Source organism: Gottfriedia acidiceleris, from assembly GCF_002128425.1.
Classification (GTDB): Bacteria; Bacillota; Bacilli; order Bacillales; family Bacillaceae_G; genus Gottfriedia; species Gottfriedia acidiceleris.
Genome location: NZ_NESS01000005.1, coordinates 158,004 through 175,914 on the forward strand (window position 1 = coordinate 158,004; position 17,911 = coordinate 175,914).

At 32.8% G+C, this 17,911-nt stretch carries 16 protein-coding genes; all 16 read right to left on the reverse strand.

Annotated features, from left to right (window positions below; genetic code table 11):
• Positions 1-193 precede the first annotated feature (193 nt).
• The 16 genes from B6K90_RS11395 to ymfI all read right to left on the reverse strand — a co-directional run bounded on the left by B6K90_RS11395 (position 194) and on the right by ymfI (position 17,772).
• Positions 194-640, reverse strand: coding sequence for a RicAFT regulatory complex protein RicA family protein (locus B6K90_RS11395; RefSeq protein WP_088012874.1), 447 nt, complete (start codon positions 638-640; stop codon positions 194-196).
• Positions 640-2,169: a tRNA (N6-isopentenyl adenosine(37)-C2)-methylthiotransferase MiaB gene (miaB, locus tag B6K90_RS11400; RefSeq protein WP_088012875.1), complete on the reverse strand. Its 1,530-nt coding sequence runs from the start codon at positions 2,167-2,169 to the stop codon at positions 640-642. Before miaB ends, B6K90_RS11395 begins: the two co-directional genes overlap by 1 nt.
• 477 nt (positions 2,170-2,646) lie before the next feature.
• Positions 2,647-3,531, reverse strand: coding sequence for an MraY family glycosyltransferase (locus tag B6K90_RS11405; RefSeq protein ID WP_328588114.1), 885 nt, complete (start codon positions 3,529-3,531; stop codon positions 2,647-2,649).
• 221 nt (positions 3,532-3,752) lie between these two features.
• Positions 3,753-4,298: a GNAT family N-acetyltransferase gene (locus B6K90_RS11410; RefSeq protein WP_088012876.1), complete on the reverse strand. Its 546-nt coding sequence runs from the start codon at positions 4,296-4,298 to the stop codon at positions 3,753-3,755.
• Positions 4,299-4,409: 111 nt separating this feature from the next.
• Entirely contained in the window at positions 4,410-5,276 is an 867-nt protein-coding gene (locus B6K90_RS11415; protein WP_088012878.1) for a 2-oxoacid:ferredoxin oxidoreductase subunit beta, read from the reverse strand.
• Positions 5,263-7,020: a 2-oxoacid:acceptor oxidoreductase subunit alpha gene (locus tag B6K90_RS11420; protein ID WP_088012879.1), complete on the reverse strand. Its 1,758-nt coding sequence runs from the start codon at positions 7,018-7,020 to the stop codon at positions 5,263-5,265. Before B6K90_RS11420 ends, B6K90_RS11415 begins: the two co-directional genes overlap by 14 nt.
• A gap of 230 nt (positions 7,021-7,250) precedes the next feature.
• Positions 7,251-8,177 (reverse strand): dipeptidase, encoded by a 927-nt coding sequence (locus tag B6K90_RS11425; protein ID WP_088012880.1) that lies wholly within the window; start codon positions 8,175-8,177, stop codon positions 7,251-7,253.
• 228 nt (positions 8,178-8,405) lie between these two features.
• Positions 8,406-8,666 (reverse strand): stage V sporulation protein SpoVS, encoded by a 261-nt coding sequence (spoVS, locus tag B6K90_RS11430; RefSeq protein WP_044893696.1) that lies wholly within the window; start codon positions 8,664-8,666, stop codon positions 8,406-8,408.
• A 126-nt stretch (positions 8,667-8,792) separates the two neighbouring features.
• A complete protein-coding gene (locus tag B6K90_RS11435; protein ID WP_088012882.1) occupies positions 8,793-9,584 on the reverse strand; it encodes a TIGR00282 family metallophosphoesterase in 792 nt (263 codons plus the stop codon).
• A gap of 215 nt (positions 9,585-9,799) precedes the next feature.
• Positions 9,800-11,371, reverse strand: a complete 1,572-nt coding sequence (gene rny, locus B6K90_RS11440) for a ribonuclease Y (protein ID WP_088012883.1) — start codon at positions 11,369-11,371, stop codon at positions 9,800-9,802.
• A 625-nt stretch (positions 11,372-11,996) separates the two neighbouring features.
• On the reverse strand, positions 11,997-13,040 hold the full coding sequence (gene recA / locus B6K90_RS11445; RefSeq protein ID WP_088012884.1) for a recombinase RecA: 1,044 nt from the start codon (positions 13,038-13,040) through the stop codon (positions 11,997-11,999).
• Positions 13,041-13,288: 248 nt separating this feature from the next.
• Positions 13,289-14,548 (reverse strand): competence/damage-inducible protein A, encoded by a 1,260-nt coding sequence (locus B6K90_RS11450; RefSeq protein WP_088012886.1) that lies wholly within the window; start codon positions 14,546-14,548, stop codon positions 13,289-13,291.
• Between the two features lie 23 nt (positions 14,549-14,571).
• Positions 14,572-15,150 (reverse strand): CDP-diacylglycerol--glycerol-3-phosphate 3-phosphatidyltransferase, encoded by a 579-nt coding sequence (pgsA, locus tag B6K90_RS11455; RefSeq protein WP_088012888.1) that lies wholly within the window; start codon positions 15,148-15,150, stop codon positions 14,572-14,574.
• Positions 15,151-15,222: 72 nt separating this feature from the next.
• Positions 15,223-16,119 carry a helix-turn-helix domain-containing protein gene (locus B6K90_RS11460; protein WP_088012890.1) on the reverse strand — a complete coding sequence of 299 codons (897 nt, stop codon included), beginning with the start codon at positions 16,117-16,119 and terminating at the stop codon, positions 15,223-15,225.
• Between the two features lie 20 nt (positions 16,120-16,139).
• The gene (locus tag B6K90_RS11465; protein ID WP_025568772.1) at positions 16,140-16,931 is read right to left on the reverse strand and encodes a DUF3388 domain-containing protein; all 792 of its coding nucleotides are present in this window, start codon (positions 16,929-16,931) and stop codon (positions 16,140-16,142) included.
• Between the two features lie 112 nt (positions 16,932-17,043).
• Entirely contained in the window at positions 17,044-17,772 is a 729-nt protein-coding gene (gene ymfI, locus B6K90_RS11470) for an elongation factor P 5-aminopentanone reductase (protein WP_088012891.1), read from the reverse strand.
• Positions 17,773-17,911 lie beyond the last annotated feature (139 nt).

Here is a 17,911-nt window from a genome sequence, read left to right on the forward strand (position 1 = left end):
TTTATACAAGTTAAAAAAACATGTGATGATAAATTGTATGACGACAGCCTAATAAAGTTGACTCTAAATTGAAGAATTTAAAAAATAAACATAAAAATTATGATATTTAGGCTATTTAGTAATTACTTTATTAGCTTTACATAAAAAAAAGACTCAGGCAGCAAAATTAATTGCATGTCTGAGTCTTAAATAATTAATGGCTGCAGCTATCTGTTTTGCAAGCATCAGGGCCATGTGCTACTTTTGAACCTGTCTCACCACTTAATAAGTTGCCACCTGTTGATTTAATGATTTCGTCTGTCACACCATTAGAGATCGTGTGAGCGATTAATTGAAGTAAATCGTTAACTTCTACTTGAGAAGATTGAAATTCTTGTACAACTGGAATTGTTTCTAATTTTTCATTTAATTCATCAAGCTCTTGTTCAACCTTTTTAAGTGCTTCTTTTTTACCCCAGTGCTCTAAATTAACTGCTTGTTTTTGTAATGACTTAATTTCTTCAATATAAGCTCTTACAGTTTCACTCTCGTTAATTTGTGCTTCAGCACGTTTAAAAAAGTCTACTTCTTCTGTTTCAGAAATCATTACTGCTAATTCTTTTGCACGTTCAACGATATCAGTTTTTGTATATTTTCCCATTATAGCACCTCTACTGTTTCTTCTACTAATTCTCCATCTAATGACCAAGTTTTTGCTTTTGTAACTTTTACTTTTACAATTTGACCAACGATTGATTTAGGACCTCTAAAGTTAACAAGTTTATTATAAGGAGTATACCCAGCAAGTACATCAGGGTTTTTCTTACTTTCTCCTTCTACCAATACATCAAGTATTTGACCTTCAAAACGTTTATTAAATTCATTAGATTTTTCATTTACAAGATTGTTAAGACGTTGTAATCTTTCCTTTTTCACACTCTCTGGTACATTATCTACCATTTTTGCAGCCGGTGTACCTTCACGTGGTGAATAAATGAATGTAAATGCTAAATCAAAACCAACTTCTTCATATAATGTCATCGTTTCTTCGAATTGCTCATCAGTTTCATTTGGGAATCCAACAATGATATCTGTTGTAAATGAAATATGTGGCATTGCTGTTTTTAATTTTCTTACAAGTTCTAGGTATTGTTCACGATCATATTTACGTGACATTAGTTTTAGAACTTCAGAGCTACCAGATTGAACTGGTAAATGAATATGTGGCATTAAGTTGCCACCTTTTGCTAAAACTTCTATTAAATGATCATCAAAATCACGTGGATGGCTTGTAGTAAAGCGAACACGTGGGATACCAATTTTACGGATTTCATCCATTAAATGACCTAATCCATATTTACCATCATCTAAGTCTTTACCATAAGCATTTACATTTTGACCTAATAAAGTAACTTCTTTATAGCCCAGTCTAGCTAATTCACGTACTTCATTGATGATATCTTCAGGTTGACGACTACGTTCTTTACCACGTGTGTAAGGAACAATACAGTACGTACAGAATTTATCACAGCCATACATAATATTAACCCAAGCTTTAATTTCTCCACGACGCACTTTTGGAAGGTTCTCGATTACATCCCCTTCTTTTGACCATACTTCAATAACCATTTCTTTACTAAACATCGCTTCTTGTATAATAAATGGTAATCTATGAATATTATGTGTACCAAATACCATATCTATAAATGAATGTTTTTGTAAGATTCGATTAACGACTGCTTCTTCTTGAGACATACAACCGCAAATTCCAATTAATAGATCCGGTCTTTGAAGTTTTAACGGTTTTAAGTGACCAATTTCACCAAACACTTTATTTTCAGCATTTTCTCGAATTGCACATGTATTTAATAGAATAATATCAGCATCTTCAGCAGATGTAGCTACTTCATAACCCATCGTCGTTAAAATACCTGCCATTACTTCTGTGTCATGCTCATTCATTTGGCAGCCATAAGTACGGATTAAGAATTTCTTACCTACACCTGAATTTCTCATTTCTTCAGGAATTTCGAAACCACGATCATACGTAACTTCTTCTTTACCTCGACGCTTTGCATCAGCTAAAGACGGAGCTTGGTAAACTTTTTCAAAGTATTTACTATAATCTTTATCGTTTTTATCTTTTGAATTATTTATATTAGTGCCTTGAAGGCGTTGTTGTTCATTCATGAAACAATCTCCTTTCATCTCGAGCGTCCACACATTACTTAAGTATATAACGTTATTCTACAATATACAATGTGCGTTACGCAAAAAAGAAAGCCGATAATAGTAGTATATTTGAATAATTTTATTCATTATTGAAAAAACAATTCTTTAAATAATAAAGCGCTTTAATTAATAATAGAAGAATGTTGATTTCCAAAATAGGTTACTCACTCGTGAAATGTGACCTGAGGTTCGCTAAGAGTGTTAAAAGCACCTTTTATTCCATCCAACTGTCTTTAATAATGAAATGTCTAAATGGCAAATCACTTTAATAGAACAAGTCTAAACTTAGACATATAATTGCAACATAAAAAGAGAATCCATCATAGGATCCTCACAAAAATATTCATTATGATAACTGTTGGTACTTAAATTACATAAAAAAATAAAAATATAAATAGCTTAAGAAACAACCTGTCCAAGAAACAATCGTAAAATTCATGACAATGATATTTTCTGACCAACCATATTTAATTCCATAGTGAAAATGTATAGGGGCCATAAGAAATAGTCGTTTTTTCGTTTTTTAAAGTAGAAAACTTGAAAAATAACGGAAAACTGTTCAGCTAAATAAATGAAAAACAACAATGGAATCAAGATTTCGACTTTTTCAATTATCGCTAAAAAAGATAAAGAACCACCAATTGCCATTGATCCTGTATCGCCCATAAATGCCTTAGCTGGATATAAGTTATATATTAAAAAACCAGCTAAACTAGCGATCATGATTAGACTAAAAATTTTCACTTCAATATGATCAGAAATCAGAAAAAAGAAAAAGAAGGTAGGGATTGATACCATACCAAGCAGTCCGTCCATTCCGTCAGTAAAATTAATTGCATTAGCTGATCCTACAATAAACAAAGTGATTAGGGCCAAATAAATCCATAATGGTAAAAATATACTTATAGAATCCGTAATACGAAAGGTTGTGTCTATATCAAAAAAATTAATTAATACGATAAGTAAAAAAATAGTAAAAGAAAATTGAAAAACTAGTTTTGTCTTAGCCGATATTCCTCCTGGATCCTGTTTTGATGCTTTCCAAAAGTCATCAAAAAAACCAACAACACTGAATAAAATAAAAGTTCCAACTAAAAAAAGCATAAGTGGACTTGAATAATTAACGAACGCTACTAAAATACCAACCAAAAATATACTTCCAAGCATTAAAGGCGTTCCCTTTTTATTTTGGTGTTCAGCTGGTAATTCCACTCTTATAGGTTGAGTCAACTTCAATCTTCTTAATGTAGCAATTAAAAAGGGTGAAAGAATACTTACCAAAACAAAAGTTATTAAAGCAGGTACGAGTGAGAATATCAAGACTTTTCTCCTTTCAATTATTTTTAATTAAGAAATTCGATAATATGAAGCTATATCCTTTATTTGCCTATTTTTTAATTTAAGAATTTATTTAAGTGTTATTTTGTAATTAAAGAATGGAGGATGTCTGTCCAAAATTAGAACCCTCCATTTAATTTTGTGAATATGTAGGATAAACTTAGATCAAAGAAGGTTAGTGATAAACAAAAGACTAGGCTTTGCTATATTAATATATCGCTGACTTTAATTTTCCAAATCATATGATCATACCCCTTTCCCCAATAGTCCTTTAATAAATAATCAGGTTCCCCAAATTTCTTTTTCCAGATTTTTTGGGCATTACAATAGCCACTATCTAAACAAAATTCTTCTATCCCTTTATTCTGTAGCGTAACGTACATATTCTTTAATAATAAATTTCCTATTCCATTTTTTTGATAGTGCGGATGTACAAATACAGTACCGACCTCAGGTATGCCTTTTAATGCATGGTTTGTACAATTTAAAATAAGATCACTAGTTGGACCATATTCAATCGACCCAATAATTTTTTCGTTTTCTAGAGCAATCAAAAAAAATCGTTTTTCACCATTACTTTCAAAATAATTTTCTAAATAAATTCCTTTTGTTTCGATTTCTTCATTCATACTTTCCACCTGATTGCTAATACCTTCTTTTGCAAAAGTGTCTGTAATTACTATTTTAAAAAATTGATTTAACTCTTTCATGTCCTCTATTCTTGGTCTTCTTATTTTAATATTCATCATCAAAACACTCCTAACTACAAACTACTTCAACATTAAATTGAAGTATCCTTCACAATAAATTGTCATGCAAAATAAAAAAACTCCTCAAAAAATGAGGAGTTTTTCTTTTTATTACATGAATTCAGCAACTAATTTTTCGAATTGTGCTTTTTCTAATTGAAGTTCTGATTCTACTAATGGTTGTTCACTGTAACCAGAAATTAATTGTTGGTAAGATTTTTGCTCTTTATTTTGGTAAATAAGACCAGTTACTAAACCTTTATTTTGCATTAATGTTTGCATAGCCATTTCTTTGTTTGATGGATCATATCCCTCAACATCAGAAAGTTTAACAAGATTTTCTTTAAACCAGTCATATGTGTTTACTTTATTGTAAGTTACACATGGGCTGAATACGTTAATTAAAGAGAAACCTTTATGGTTAATACCTTGCTCAATTAATGAAGTTAACTCTTTTAAATCACTTGAGAAACTTTGAGCTACGAATGTTCCACCAGCTGTTAATGCCATTTCCATTACTGAAAGTGCAGATTCAACAGAACCTTGTGGCGTACTCTTAGTTTTGAAACCTACATCACTACGAGGTGATGTTTGACCTTTTGTAAGACCATAGATTTGGTTATCCATTACGATATACGTAATGTCGATGTTACGACGAATTGCATGGATTGTGTGACCTAAACCGATTGCGAATCCATCTCCGTCACCACCTGAAGCGATAACAGTTAGATCACGGTTAGCCATTTTTACACCTTGTGCAATTGGAAGTGAACGACCATGGATACCATGTAAACCGTAAGAGTTAATATATCCAGAAATACGACCAGAACATCCAATACCAGAAATTACTGCAAGGTTATCAGGTTCTAAACCAACATTTGCCGCTGCACGTTGAATAGATGCTTGTACAGAGAAGTCTCCACATCCTGGGCACCAGTTTGGTTTGATATTATTACGAAATTCTTTAAATGTTGCCATTTAGAACAACTCCTTCCTTGCAAGTATTGTAAATTTCTTTTGGTAAGAAAGGATTTCCATCATATTTTAGTAAGCTTGAAATCTTTTCTGCATGACCACAATTCATTTTAATAATGCTTGCTAATTGTCCAGTAGCATTATTTTCAACAACGATTACGCGTTTAGCTTTTTTAAGCTCAGGCATTAATTCGTTTGTTGGGAATGGGTGAATTAGACGTATATGAGCGTGGTTAACTTTGATACCATCTTGCTCTAAGCGAACCATTGCTTCTTCAATCGCACCACGAGTTGAGTTGAAACCAACTAGTAATACATCAGCATCGTCGTGTTTAGAGTTCACTAACACTGGGTTAGGGAATTTTAGGTTGTTTAACTTACGCATACGTTTATCCATTTGTTGGTTACGGTTGATTGGTGATTCAGATGGTTTACCCATTTCATCATGCTCAACACCAGTTACGTGGTGAATTCCACCTTTCATACCTGGTACTACACGAGGAGAAACTCCATCTTCAGTCACTTGATAACGTTTGAAGTATTCTTTGTTTTCAGATACAGGTAATTCTTGTTTATAATCAAACTTACCACGGCGAATTTGTACTTTTTCAAATTGAAGTGGTTCAACAGTTTGTTTACCTAAAGAAAGTTGTAAGTCAGTAATTACGATAACTGGTACTTGGAATTCTTCAGCTACGTTAAACGCTTCCACCATATCGTAGAATCCTTCTTCTACTGTACTTGGAGCGATTACTACTTTTGGAATCTCACCGTGAGTTCCGTAGATCATAGCCATTAAGTCTGATTGCTCTTGTTTAGTTGGAAGACCAGTACTTGGACCACCACGTTGAGTATCAACGATTACTAAAGGAACTTCAGTCATACCAGAAAGACCGATTGCTTCCATCATTAATGAAAGACCAGGACCTGCAGAAGATGTTAATGTACGAACACCAGCATAGTTAGCACCGATTGCCATTGTACATGCAGCAATTTCGTCTTCAGTTTGAATAACTGCTCCACCATACTGAGGTAATTTTTTAATTAAGTATTCCATAATTTCAGATGCTGGCGTAATTGGATACGCTGCCATAAAACGAGAACCACCAGCTAATGCACCCATTGCGATTGCATCATTACCGATTAAGAACATACGTTTTTTACCATCAGCTTCTGATAATTGCATTTTATTTACATTCACGCCAAGCATCTCTCTCATTTCTTCTGCTCCACGTGCGATTGCTTCTATGTTTTTCTCAACAATTTGTTGACCTTTTTTACCAAAAATTTCATCTACAACTTCTCTGAACACTTCAATTGAAAGACCTAAAATTGCACTTGAAGCTCCAACTGCAACCATGTTTTTCATTAATGAAGTACCTAGTTCAGTAGCTAATTCTGTAAATGGAATTGAATAAAGTGTTACGTCAGTTGAATCTGGAATTGTCGGATTAAATTTAGCATCAGCGATTACAATACCGCCTTTGCGCAATTCATAAAAGTTTACATCGATTGTTTCTTGGTCAAATGCTACTAAAATATCTAAGTCATCTGAAATAGCACGAACTTCAGTTGTACTTACACGAATTTTGTTATTAGTGTGACCACCTTTAATACGAGAAGAGAAATGACGATATCCGTATAAGTAGTAACCTAAACGGTTTAACGCAATTGCAAAAATCTCACCTGTACTTTCGATACCTTCACCCTGTTGTCCTCCAACTTTCCACGAAAGTTGTTCAATCATTTCCTACACCCCTTTGAATGCCCTCATTCGTAATAAATTAAATTATAAATGGATAATTTTTTTGCATATCATTCATTTCATGATAAAAGAATGAAAGCGATTTAAGACATATCTTTTGATATGAGTTAATTCGCTTTCAATTCTAGACCTATTAACCAAAAAAATCAATGATTTTGAAAGAAATTATTCCTTTAATTTTTATATTTTTATTATTCTGAACTAGTAACATGTTATTTGTAATGGATATATGATGAATAATTCTCATACATAAAGCCTTTAACCTGCTGTTCTGTATAGTGTTTAAGCAATTCATTTGTTAAATTTTGATAAAGTCCTACGTGATGTAAATTTGTTGGATGAGTATCTATTCCATCAAAATCTGATCCCATCGCGATAAATTTTTCTCCACCGAGTGAGCACATATAATCGATATGTTTAATAATATCTGAAATCGTTGCAACACCTTCATCGACTAAAAATGTAGGATAGAAATTAATCCCTACAATTGCACCTCTATTAAACATAGCCTTTAGTTGTTCATCATTTAAGTTTCTTGGATTTTTACAAATCGCTTTAGCATTTGAATGAGTCGCAGTTGGATATTTTGCATGTTCAAATGCATCCCAAAACGCGGCTTCAGTACAATGAGAAAGATCACACCACATATTATGCTCATTTAAGTAATGAACTACACTTCTTCCAAAATTAGTTAATCCCCCATTTCTTTCTTCAAGAATTCCATCTGCAGCTTCATTTGCATAATTCCATACTAAACCGACACTACGTACCCCTAGACGATGTAATATCTTTAGGCGATTAATATCACCTAAAAGTGCGTCACAGCCCTCTAGCGTCAAAATAGCACCCATTTCATGTCTTTTTAATCCAACTTCATCTTCTTTTGTTCGAATAACTTTAATATTATTATTTTCTGTAACTATTTTTTCATAAAAAAGAGTGACACATTGAAGAGCTGCATCAAATTTGATTAGTTTATGTACATTTTCGGGAATATAAATGGCATAACATTGTATTTTACTATTCCCTTGTCTTAATCGATTAACTGAAACTTGTAGTGAATCATCATTTTCAAAATTGATCGAAGGCTTTTCTAGTAATTTCATCAGTACATCACAATGAGCATCAAACACTTTCATAAATTAACACCCTTCCTTTTTTTTGACTATTGAAACTAGTGTAACATATTAATAAATTCCATGAATAAACGTAATAAATATACACAAAAAAACTCGTCTTCCGACGAGCCTTTAGTCGAAGCTAAAGTCATAGTTCCACTTTTTTAATGACAAACTTAGGTAATCTTAATCGTGTTTCTTAAAGTAAAAATAAAACAACCTGTCGCTTTAGGCTACAGGTTGTTATTATTAACGAGGTTCTACGATTAATTTAATCGCTGTACGCTCTTCCCCATCGATTTGAATATCTGTAAATGCAGGGATACAAATAAGGTCTACACCACTTGGTGCAACAAATCCTCTTGCAATTGCAACTGCTTTTACAGCTTGGTTTAACGCGCCAGCACCAATTGCTTGGATTTCTGCTGAACCACGCTCTCTCAATACACCTGCAAGTGCTCCTGCTACAGAATTAGGGTTTGACTTTGCTGAAACTTTTAATATTTCCATTCCTGATCCTCCTTGTACTAACAAAGCTATTATTGTGTACAATAAAAACTATTCTCGATAACAAGAAGTTATTCCTGCAAATATTTAAAAGTTTTTTAAAAATTTTCACAATTCATTTAATTAATATTAAAGCTCTTGATGATCATCATTTATTTGTATTCTCTTAATGGATTTTGCTAGCCCAGTTTGTTTGTCTAATTCGATGATTACACCACTTAGCTGACCTCTACCTTCATCTACTTCGAATCTCACTGGTAAGTTCGTTAAGAATTTTTTAATGACAGCTTCTTTCGTAACACCTAGAATCCCATCATATGGACCAGTCATTCCAACATCCGTAATAAACGCCGTACCAGCAGGTAAAACTCGCTCATCAGCTGTTTGGACATGTGTATGTGTACCAACAACCGCTGTTACTTTTCCATCTAAATACCAGCCCATAGCAATTTTTTCACTTGTTGCTTCAGCATGAAAATCAACAAAAATGATGTTTGTTCTTTTTTTAGCGATTTTTATTAGGTCATCAGCTTTTTTAAAAGGACAATCAAGTGGTGGTAAAAATGTTCTACCTTGCAAATTAATAACGGCTATTTCAACATCATTAAAATTTAAAAATACTAATCCATTACCAGGTGTACCTTCAGGGAAATTAGCTGGTCTAACTAAGTACTTTGCTTGATCAATAAATTCAAAAATATCTTTTTTATCCCAAGCATGGTTACCAAGCGTTACTGCTTGAGCACCTAATTCTAAAAATTCTCGGTAAATTTTTTCTGTTATTCCTTTACCGTGCGCTGCATTTTCACCATTAATGATTGTTACTGAAGGATTATATTTCCTTTTTAAAGCTTGAATATTAGCCTTTACCATTGCCCTACCATTTGAACCAACTACATCGCCTATAAACATTATTCTCATTTCGTTACATCCTTCCAACTTGCCACTGTATATGTACAGCATTGATTTTACTTTTAGATTACCCAAAAATACGAAAAGCCCCATTACTAGCACAATCTGAATCTTTCATGTATTGCCATTCAACTAAGATTCAATTCAGATATGTATTAGTTGGAGCTATTTAAAAAAATACTTTATTTTGTTACAAAAAAGAAAATAAAGTGGCATATACCACTTTATTTTGCATACTCAACAGCTCGAGTTTCACGAATAACCGTAACTTTTATATGACCTGGATAATCCAGTTCATCTTCAATACGTTTTCTAATATCTCTCGCTAATCTATGAGCTTGTAAATCATCAATTGTATCTGGTTTTACCATAATTCGTACTTCACGACCTGCTTGAATAGCGAATGATTTTTCTACACCTTCGTATGATTCAGAAATCTCTTCAAGTTTTTCTAAACGACGGATATAGTTTTCTAATGTTTCGCTACGTGCTCCTGGTCTAGCAGCAGATAATGCATCTGCAGCAGCTACAAGAACAGCAATAATTGAAGTTGGCGCAGCATCTCCATGATGAGATGCAATACTATTGATAACTACTGGGTGTTCTTTATATTTCGTTGCTAATTCAACACCGATTTCAACGTGACTTCCTTCTACCTCATGGTCAATTGCTTTACCAATATCGTGAAGTAAACCTGCACGTTTTGCAAGTTTCGTATCCTCACCAAGTTCAGCAGCCATAAGTCCAGCTAGGTTCGCTACTTCCATCGAATGCTTTAACACATTTTGACCATAACTAGTTCTAAATTTCAGACGACCTAATATTTTAATTAAGTCAGGGTGAATTCCATGAACACCAACTTCAAAAGTAGTTTGTTCACCGACTTCACGTATGTACTCATCTACTTCTCTTCTTGATTTTTCAACCATTTCTTCAATTCGTGCAGGATGGATTCGACCATCTTGTACTAATTTATCTAGTGCAATTCGTGCAGTTTCACGACGAATTGGATCAAAACCTGATAATATTACAGCTTCAGGCGTATCATCAATAATTAAATCTATACCAGTTAACGTTTCTAAAGTACGTATATTTCGTCCTTCACGGCCAATAATACGACCTTTCATTTCATCATTTGGAAGATTTACAACTGAAACAGTTGTTTCAGCAACATGATCTGCAGCACATCGCTGGATTGCTAATGATAAAATATCTTTTGCTTTCTTATCTGCTTCTTCTTTTGCTCGAGCTTCTGTTTCTTTTACTAGTATTGCTGTTTCATGGGATAATTCATTTTCGACTTTAGTAAGTATTAATTGTCTTGCTTCTTCACGATTTAAGCTAGAAATTCTCTCTAACTCTTCTTGTTGAGCAGCAATTAATGCTTCTATCTTGCTTTCCATTTCTTCTATCTGCTGTTGTTTTAAAACAAGAGATTCCTCTTTTCTTTCAAGAACAGACTCACGTTTTGAAAGTCCTTCATCTTTACGATCTAAGTTCTCTTCTTTTTGCATTAAACGATTTTCTGACTTTTGTAGTTCACTACGACGGTCTCGAATTTCGTTTTCTGCATCTGTACGAATTTTGAAAATTTCGTCCTTTGCTTCCAATAAAGCTTCTTTTTTAATTGTTTCTGAATCACGTTTTGCATCTTCAATAATTTGATTTGCATGATTAGTTGCGCCATTTATTTTAGCTTCTGCAATGGACTTACGGACAAAAAATCCGACAGCATAACCGACTCCGAATGTGGCAAGCAATGCGAAGATGATCAAAATTATAGTATTTGCACCCATGATTTCACCTCCTCTTGCTATTTAGTTAGTTTCATTTTTGTCGGCTGTTATATTGTATAAATAATTGCATCAACATACAGCACACTTCAATTCAATTTTTCACAAAATAGTAATATTTTTTTAGAATATACACTTAAATATTAAATCTCTTACCAAATGATGTCAAGCCTTGTAAATCGCTTACTTACTTGATTTATCAATATTTATTACATTTTTACTAGATTTCATACATGAGAATCTAAATTTTATTCATTAATTTATTTATTAAGATGTGATTAGTAAGTTAATTGATAGAATTTTTCATTTATAAAGTACTACTTATAAATATAAAAATATATTTGATATCGTGTGTTTTTTGATTTGGCTACTTACCATGAGTGACTTGATTTTTCCTCTTAAAGTCCGGTTCCTAAAGGGTCCTGTTTATCATTTCCCCAAGGAGTCGTGCAATCCTTCCGCTTTATCAGCCTTTGCACGTTAGTAAAATTATTCTCTATTTATTTAATAACAATTTGAATATCAATAAATACTGCTTTTAGAAAAATCAATGAAATATAAAAATAAAAAAATGCAGGCACTTTTAATAAGCGCCCACATTTTTTGTTTGTTTCAAACTAAGTTATGCTTACTCTTCTAATAAAGAGAATTGTTCTTCGTCATCTGTTTCTGTTACAGTAACAGGGTTGTCTAAACCATGGTGAAGACGGATCGATTGTTTAATCGTATCACGTATTTCTTTATTTTCTTTTAAGAATTGCTTAGCATTCTCACGGCCTTGACCAAGACGTTCTTCATTGTAAGAATACCATGCTCCACTCTTAAGAACGATATCTAAATCAGATCCAATATCAAGAATTTCTCCTTCTTTAGAAATACCTTCTCCATACATAATGTCTACATCTGCTTGTCTAAATGGTGGTGCTACTTTATTTTTAACTACTTTAATCTTCGTTTTATTACCTACAATATCATTACCTTGTTTTAATTGTTCAGCACGACGTACTTCTAGACGAATTGTAGAATAGAATTTTAACGCACGTCCACCTGGGGTCGTTTCAGGATTACCGAACATAACCCCAACTTTTTCACGAATTTGGTTAATGAAGATTGCAATCGTTTTTGACTTGTTAATTGCACCTGAAAGTTTACGTAGTGCTTGGGACATTAATCGAGCTTGTAGACCTACGTGAGCATCACCCATCTCACCTTCAATTTCAGCTTTTGGTACTAATGCAGCTACTGAGTCAATTACGATAATATCAATTGCACCACTACGTACTAATGCTTCTGCGATTTCAAGTGCTTGTTCCCCTGTATCTGGTTGAGATAATAATAACTCATCAATGTTTACACCTAATTTTTGAGCATAAACCGGATCTAATGCATGCTCAGCATCTATAAACGCTGCTTGTCCTCCATTTGCTTGAACTTCAGCGATTGCATGTAATGCTACAGTTGTTTTACCTGAACTTTCAGGACCATATACTTCAATAATTCGTCCTCTTGGATATCCACCTACACCTAATGCTACATCTAGTGCTAACGACCCACTAGAAATAGTTGAAATTTGGCGTTCTGATTGTTCTCCGAGTTTCATAATTGAACCTTTACCGAATTGTTTTTCGATTTGTTTTAAAGCCATATCTAATGCAGCTTGACGATCACTCATTAAGATTCCTCCTCTAGGATTCATTTTCTCTTAACTATATAATAACTGTTTTTTGTTCGTTTGCCAACAAAAAAATAGAACATTTATTCGATATTTTTCGTATTTAAACTTATTTTTTAAAGAATAGAAACGCTTGTTTCGTATTTTTTGACCTATAAAACTAGATTTTTATTAATATCGAAACTATAAAATTAAAAAACTCGGCTAAATTAACCGAGCTTTTTTATTATAAAATATTCTATTTCATTTTATAAGTCTTGACTTTCAAAACTTGAATTAATTAATTTTATCAATAAGTTTGCACCATTTTTGACACTTGATAACCTTATTTGTTCTCTAGTGCCACTGAATTGAAACTCTTTTACAATCGAATCAGAATCACCAATTTTAATACCGATAAATACTTTTCCTACCGGCACATCTTCTAATGTAGAAGGTCCTGCTTCACCAGTAAAACTAATTGAAATATTGCTTTCTGTTATTCTTTGAATATTTTCAACTAGTGATTTTGCACATTCTGAACTTACTGCGCCATTTTTATTAAGAATATCTGATGGCACATTTAAAAGTTTTTGTTTCATTTCATTAGAATAACAAACAACACTACCTTTAAAAACGGACGAGTTACCAGGAATATCTGTCACTCTTTTACTGAACAGACCCCCAGTTAAACTTTCAGCAGCAGATATAGTCAGTTTATAATCTTTTAATTTTCTTGATAAAACTGTAAACAAGTTATCGTTATTTGTACCATATATAAACTGTCCAACACGCTCACGTATTTTATCTTCAGCTTGTCCAATTAGTTTTTCTGCCTCTTGTTCATTACTGGCACTAGCAGTAACTCGAAGCATTACTTCTCCCTCACTAGCTAAGGGCGCAATTGTTGGATTTGATTGATTTTCAAGTAAATCAAGAATTTCAGTTTCTAAAATAGATTCACCGATGCCAAAAAACTTAAGCTCTTTCGAAATAATAGTACTTGCTTGTTTCCCTTTTAAAAAATAAGGAATTAGTTCATTCTCAACCATTGGAATCATTTCTTTAGGTGGCCCTGGTAATAATACATATTGTTTATCTTTCGCTTCATAAACCATTCCAGGTGCCATACCGTTTTTATTCAATAAAACATGTGAGTTATTAATGACTAATGCTTGTTTTTTGTTATTCTCAGTCATTTGTCGATTAACTTTAATAAAATATTGTTCAATATACTGTAGTGATTGATCATGGTAAACAAGAGACTCTTGAACATATTCAGAGACAACTTCTTTCGTTAAATCATCCTTTGTTGGTCCAAGTCCACCAGTTAAGATGATTAAATCGCTTCTTGATGAAGCAATTTCTAATGCACTTTTAAGTCGTTCGGAATTGTCTCCTACAACTGTTTGGAAATGATGGTGATATCCTAAAGCAGATAAATGTTTAGCTAAAAATTGTGCATTCGTATTTGCAATTTGGCCTAAAAGTAGCTCAGTTCCTACTGCGATAATTTCAGCTCGTTTCATATCATTTCCCCCTATATTATTAATTACATTGATTTAAGAAGAACATCTCTATTTTTATAAAAATAATCCCAACCAGAATATACTGTAAAGAATAATGCGACCCAAAGTGCTACATCAGCAATCGAAAAAGGTAAGAAATTTAATGGGAAGTCATGTAAGAAATAAGCTGAAATCGCAACTATTTGAGCCCAAGTCTTAATTTTACCTAGCATTGCTGCAGCATGTACTTCTCCTGAGCCAGCTAAAATCATTCGTAAACCGGTTACAGCAAACTCTCTACTTATTATGACAATCGTAATCCACGCAGGAACATAATGAAAATCAGTTAATATAATTAATGCTGAAGAAACAAGCAATTTATCAGCAAGTGGATCTAAAAACTTACCAAAGTTAGTGACTAAATTATATTTTCTTGCGTAATAACCGTCTATAAAATCAGTAACAGAGGCAATAATAAAAATTGCAGCTCCTACTAAATGATTAACTGGTATCGAATCACCAATTAATGTAATATTTCCCCATCCAAAATCTATTAAAACGGAAATCATAAATAATGGAATTAGACAAACCCTTGAAACTGTGATCTTATTTGGTAAATTCATGGTAAAACCCTCCAAAACTTTCTAAAAAATGAAGCATTTATAATAAATGAATAAAAGCCATCTTAAAGATGACTATTGATTCATTTTTAAATTTTTAATCGTAATCTTTTGGTGAACAGCATTTGTTGGACTAACTGGATATTTAAATACCTCATCGTTAATTCGTAGCTCAACATTATTAGAAGCACCAATATTTACAGTTACTTCATTTTCTTCTGTTAAGTCGTAGTTTTGAGTTTGTCCTTGTTTTAAAATTCCGCTATAGAACATTTTTCCCTCAGCATTTTTTAAGTCTACATAACTTTCACCATTTGCAACTACTTCTAATTTAAATACATCCGTACCAGATAACGAAATAGTAGTTCGTTTACCCGCTGCAGAGTCGACAGTAATTTTTTGCGCTGGCGTTTGCTCAGTCACTTCATTTTTCGGTTTCTCTGTTTTTTTCGTATTATTATTTTTAGCTTGATCTAGCGCATTATTTTTTGGTTTTTCAATTTCAGAATTAGAGTTAGATTGAGATTGATTCGTATCCGCAGATTTTTCATCATTTTTTGATGGGAACATCATATAAATAGCAATGCAGATTCCAATAATAAGAATCGCTACTAGTATCCTTGGTAAATAATCCATTACTCGTGATGATTTCACATTGCTTAATGGTTCTTTAAGCTTTGATGATCTACTAGGGATCTCTTCATGCTTTACTTCTTCTGCAACTGTATTTGCCACAGTTGATTCCTCTACCACTGGCTTTTCAGTTAGAAATCCAGAAACGTCAACACCAATTGTTTCTGCATATTGTCTAATAAATGCACGTACATAAAATTGCCCTGGCAATATTTCATAATTGCCTTCTTCAATTGCTTCAAGATAACGTTTTTGAATCTTCGTTAACTCTTGTACATCGTCAATTGATAAGCCTTTAGCTTCTCTTGCTTCTCGTAAATATTTTCCTAATTCTGTCACAAATTACACCCCAACTAACTTTAAAAATCAAACATTGAGAACGAGTTGTGTCCATTTTTATCCATTTGGTCTACTAGTTCATATTTAATTTCTTCATTTTCATCATTTCTTAATTCAATTATGTAATCAAAATCTTCTAAAGAGTATTCAGTTTGCTGTACAAATACATCAGGATGCTCTACTACTTTCACAGAAGACATTGCCATAATTTCGCGAACCAATTGCCAATGTTGCTCATTTGCTCTTCTATGAGAAAGAATGCCATCAATAATAAATACATTATCTGAATTATATTCGTCTTCTATTAATTGACTTCTTAACGTTTGTTTTATTAATGTTGATGAAACAAATAACCAGCGTTTATTTGCACATACACTCGCTGCAACAACTGATTCTGTTTTGCCAACACGGGGCATACCCCTAATTCCGATTAGCTTATGGCCTGGCATTTTAAATAACTCTGCCATAAAATCAACAAGCATACCTAAGTCATCGCGTACAAAGCGAAAAGTTTTTTTATCATCTACGTCTCGTTGGATATAAGTACCATGTCTTACAGCTAAACGATCTCTTAGAGTTGGCTTTCTAAGTTTAATTATTGTTATATTGTCCATAGTATTTAAAATTGATTCAAATCTTGTAATTTGATCGTCGTTATCGCAACCAAGTAACATGCCGCGTCTCATTGTGTCGACACCATTGATTGTTAAAATATTAATCCCTAGCATACCGATTAGCGATGCAATATCTCCAAGTAGTCCAGGGCGATTCTTATGTATTTCATATTCAAAATACCATTCGATTAATTCCATACCTATACCCCCTATTTGTTAACTACTTAACTCTCCATTTAATAATAAACGATTTCGCCATAATATAAAAGGTAAAATATGTGAAATAAATAACTTTCGACTGGAAATTTTACTAAGAAGTATGCCAACCTCCATTTACTCCAAGGATTTGGCCAGTTATATAAGAAGATTGTTCGGAAATTAGGAAATTTACCGTATTCGCAATTTCACTTGGAAGAGCTAATCGATTCATTGGAATTTCATTTGCTATTTCTTTTAAATCTTCTTCACTAAAGGAATTTAACATATTCGTTTTTACGGCACCTGGAGCAACAGCATTTACTCTTATTCCACTTGGACCTAATTCTTTAGCTAATGCCATTACATAAGCATTTTGAGCACCTTTTGTAGTTGAATACAACACCTCACATGATGCACCAATTTGTCCCCATATAGACGAAATAACGACAATACTACCAGTTTTTTTAGCAACCATATTAGGTAGAAAATAATTAACTACTTTGATTAAACTTTTGATATGTAATTGAGTCATTCGATCAATTTCTTCATCGCTTACATCGTTAATCAAACCAAAGATTGAAAAACCAGAAGCATATACAATTGAATCAATTTTATCAGTTATTTGTGATGTTAAAATTTCAACTCCATTTTTTACTGATAAATCCGCTTGAACGAATTGGCAATTTATATTATTTTCATTAGCCAATTCAATCAGTTCATTAAGAGGCTCTTTCTTACTATTGTAATGGACAACTAAATCATATTTTTCATTGATTAATTTTTTTGATATTGCTAAGCCAATGTCACCACTAGCTCCAATTACTAGAATTCTTTTTCTCATTTATTATAATCTCCATTTATTCGAGGTTTTAATGCAGGTTTAAAATATAAAGATAAAAGAGCAGCGAGGTACGCACTTAAAAATTCATTATTAATAAATAGTACACTTAAATTCTTTATAAACCCTTAAAATTTCAAAA

What these genes read in the sequence shown, in the direction of transcription:
- rny (WP_088012883.1), bottom strand. Translation starts at nt 11,371, where the DNA reads ATGGGTGCAAATACTATAATTTTGATCATCTTCGCATTGCTTGCCACA.
- miaB (WP_088012875.1), bottom strand. Translation starts at nt 2,169, where the DNA reads ATGAATGAACAACAACGCCTTCAAGGCACTAATATAAATAATTCAAAA.
- recA (WP_088012884.1), bottom strand. Translation starts at nt 13,040, where the DNA reads ATGAGTGATCGTCAAGCTGCATTAGATATGGCTTTAAAACAAATCGAA.
- B6K90_RS11450 (WP_088012886.1), bottom strand. Translation starts at nt 14,548, where the DNA reads ATGAAACGAGCTGAAATTATCGCAGTAGGAACTGAGCTACTTTTAGGC.
- B6K90_RS11425 (WP_088012880.1), bottom strand. Translation starts at nt 8,177, where the DNA reads ATGAAAGTGTTTGATGCTCATTGTGATGTACTGATGAAATTACTAGAA.
- B6K90_RS11465 (WP_025568772.1), bottom strand. Translation starts at nt 16,931, where the DNA reads ATGGAATTAATCGAATGGTATTTTGAATATGAAATACATAAGAATCGC.
- B6K90_RS11410 (WP_088012876.1), bottom strand. Translation starts at nt 4,298, where the DNA reads ATGATGAATATTAAAATAAGAAGACCAAGAATAGAGGACATGAAAGAG.
- B6K90_RS11395 (WP_088012874.1), bottom strand. Translation starts at nt 640, where the DNA reads ATGGGAAAATATACAAAAACTGATATCGTTGAACGTGCAAAAGAATTA.
- B6K90_RS11435 (WP_088012882.1), bottom strand. Translation starts at nt 9,584, where the DNA reads ATGAGAATAATGTTTATAGGCGATGTAGTTGGTTCAAATGGTAGGGCA.
- B6K90_RS11420 (WP_088012879.1), bottom strand. Translation starts at nt 7,020, where the DNA reads ATGATTGAACAACTTTCGTGGAAAGTTGGAGGACAACAGGGTGAAGGT.
- spoVS (WP_044893696.1), bottom strand. Translation starts at nt 8,666, where the DNA reads ATGGAAATATTAAAAGTTTCAGCAAAGTCAAACCCTAATTCTGTAGCA.
- B6K90_RS11415 (WP_088012878.1), bottom strand. Translation starts at nt 5,276, where the DNA reads ATGGCAACATTTAAAGAATTTCGTAATAATATCAAACCAAACTGGTGC.
- pgsA (WP_088012888.1), bottom strand. Translation starts at nt 15,150, where the DNA reads ATGAATTTACCAAATAAGATCACAGTTTCAAGGGTTTGTCTAATTCCA.
- ymfI (WP_088012891.1), bottom strand. Translation starts at nt 17,772, where the DNA reads ATGAGAAAAAGAATTCTAGTAATTGGAGCTAGTGGTGACATTGGCTTA.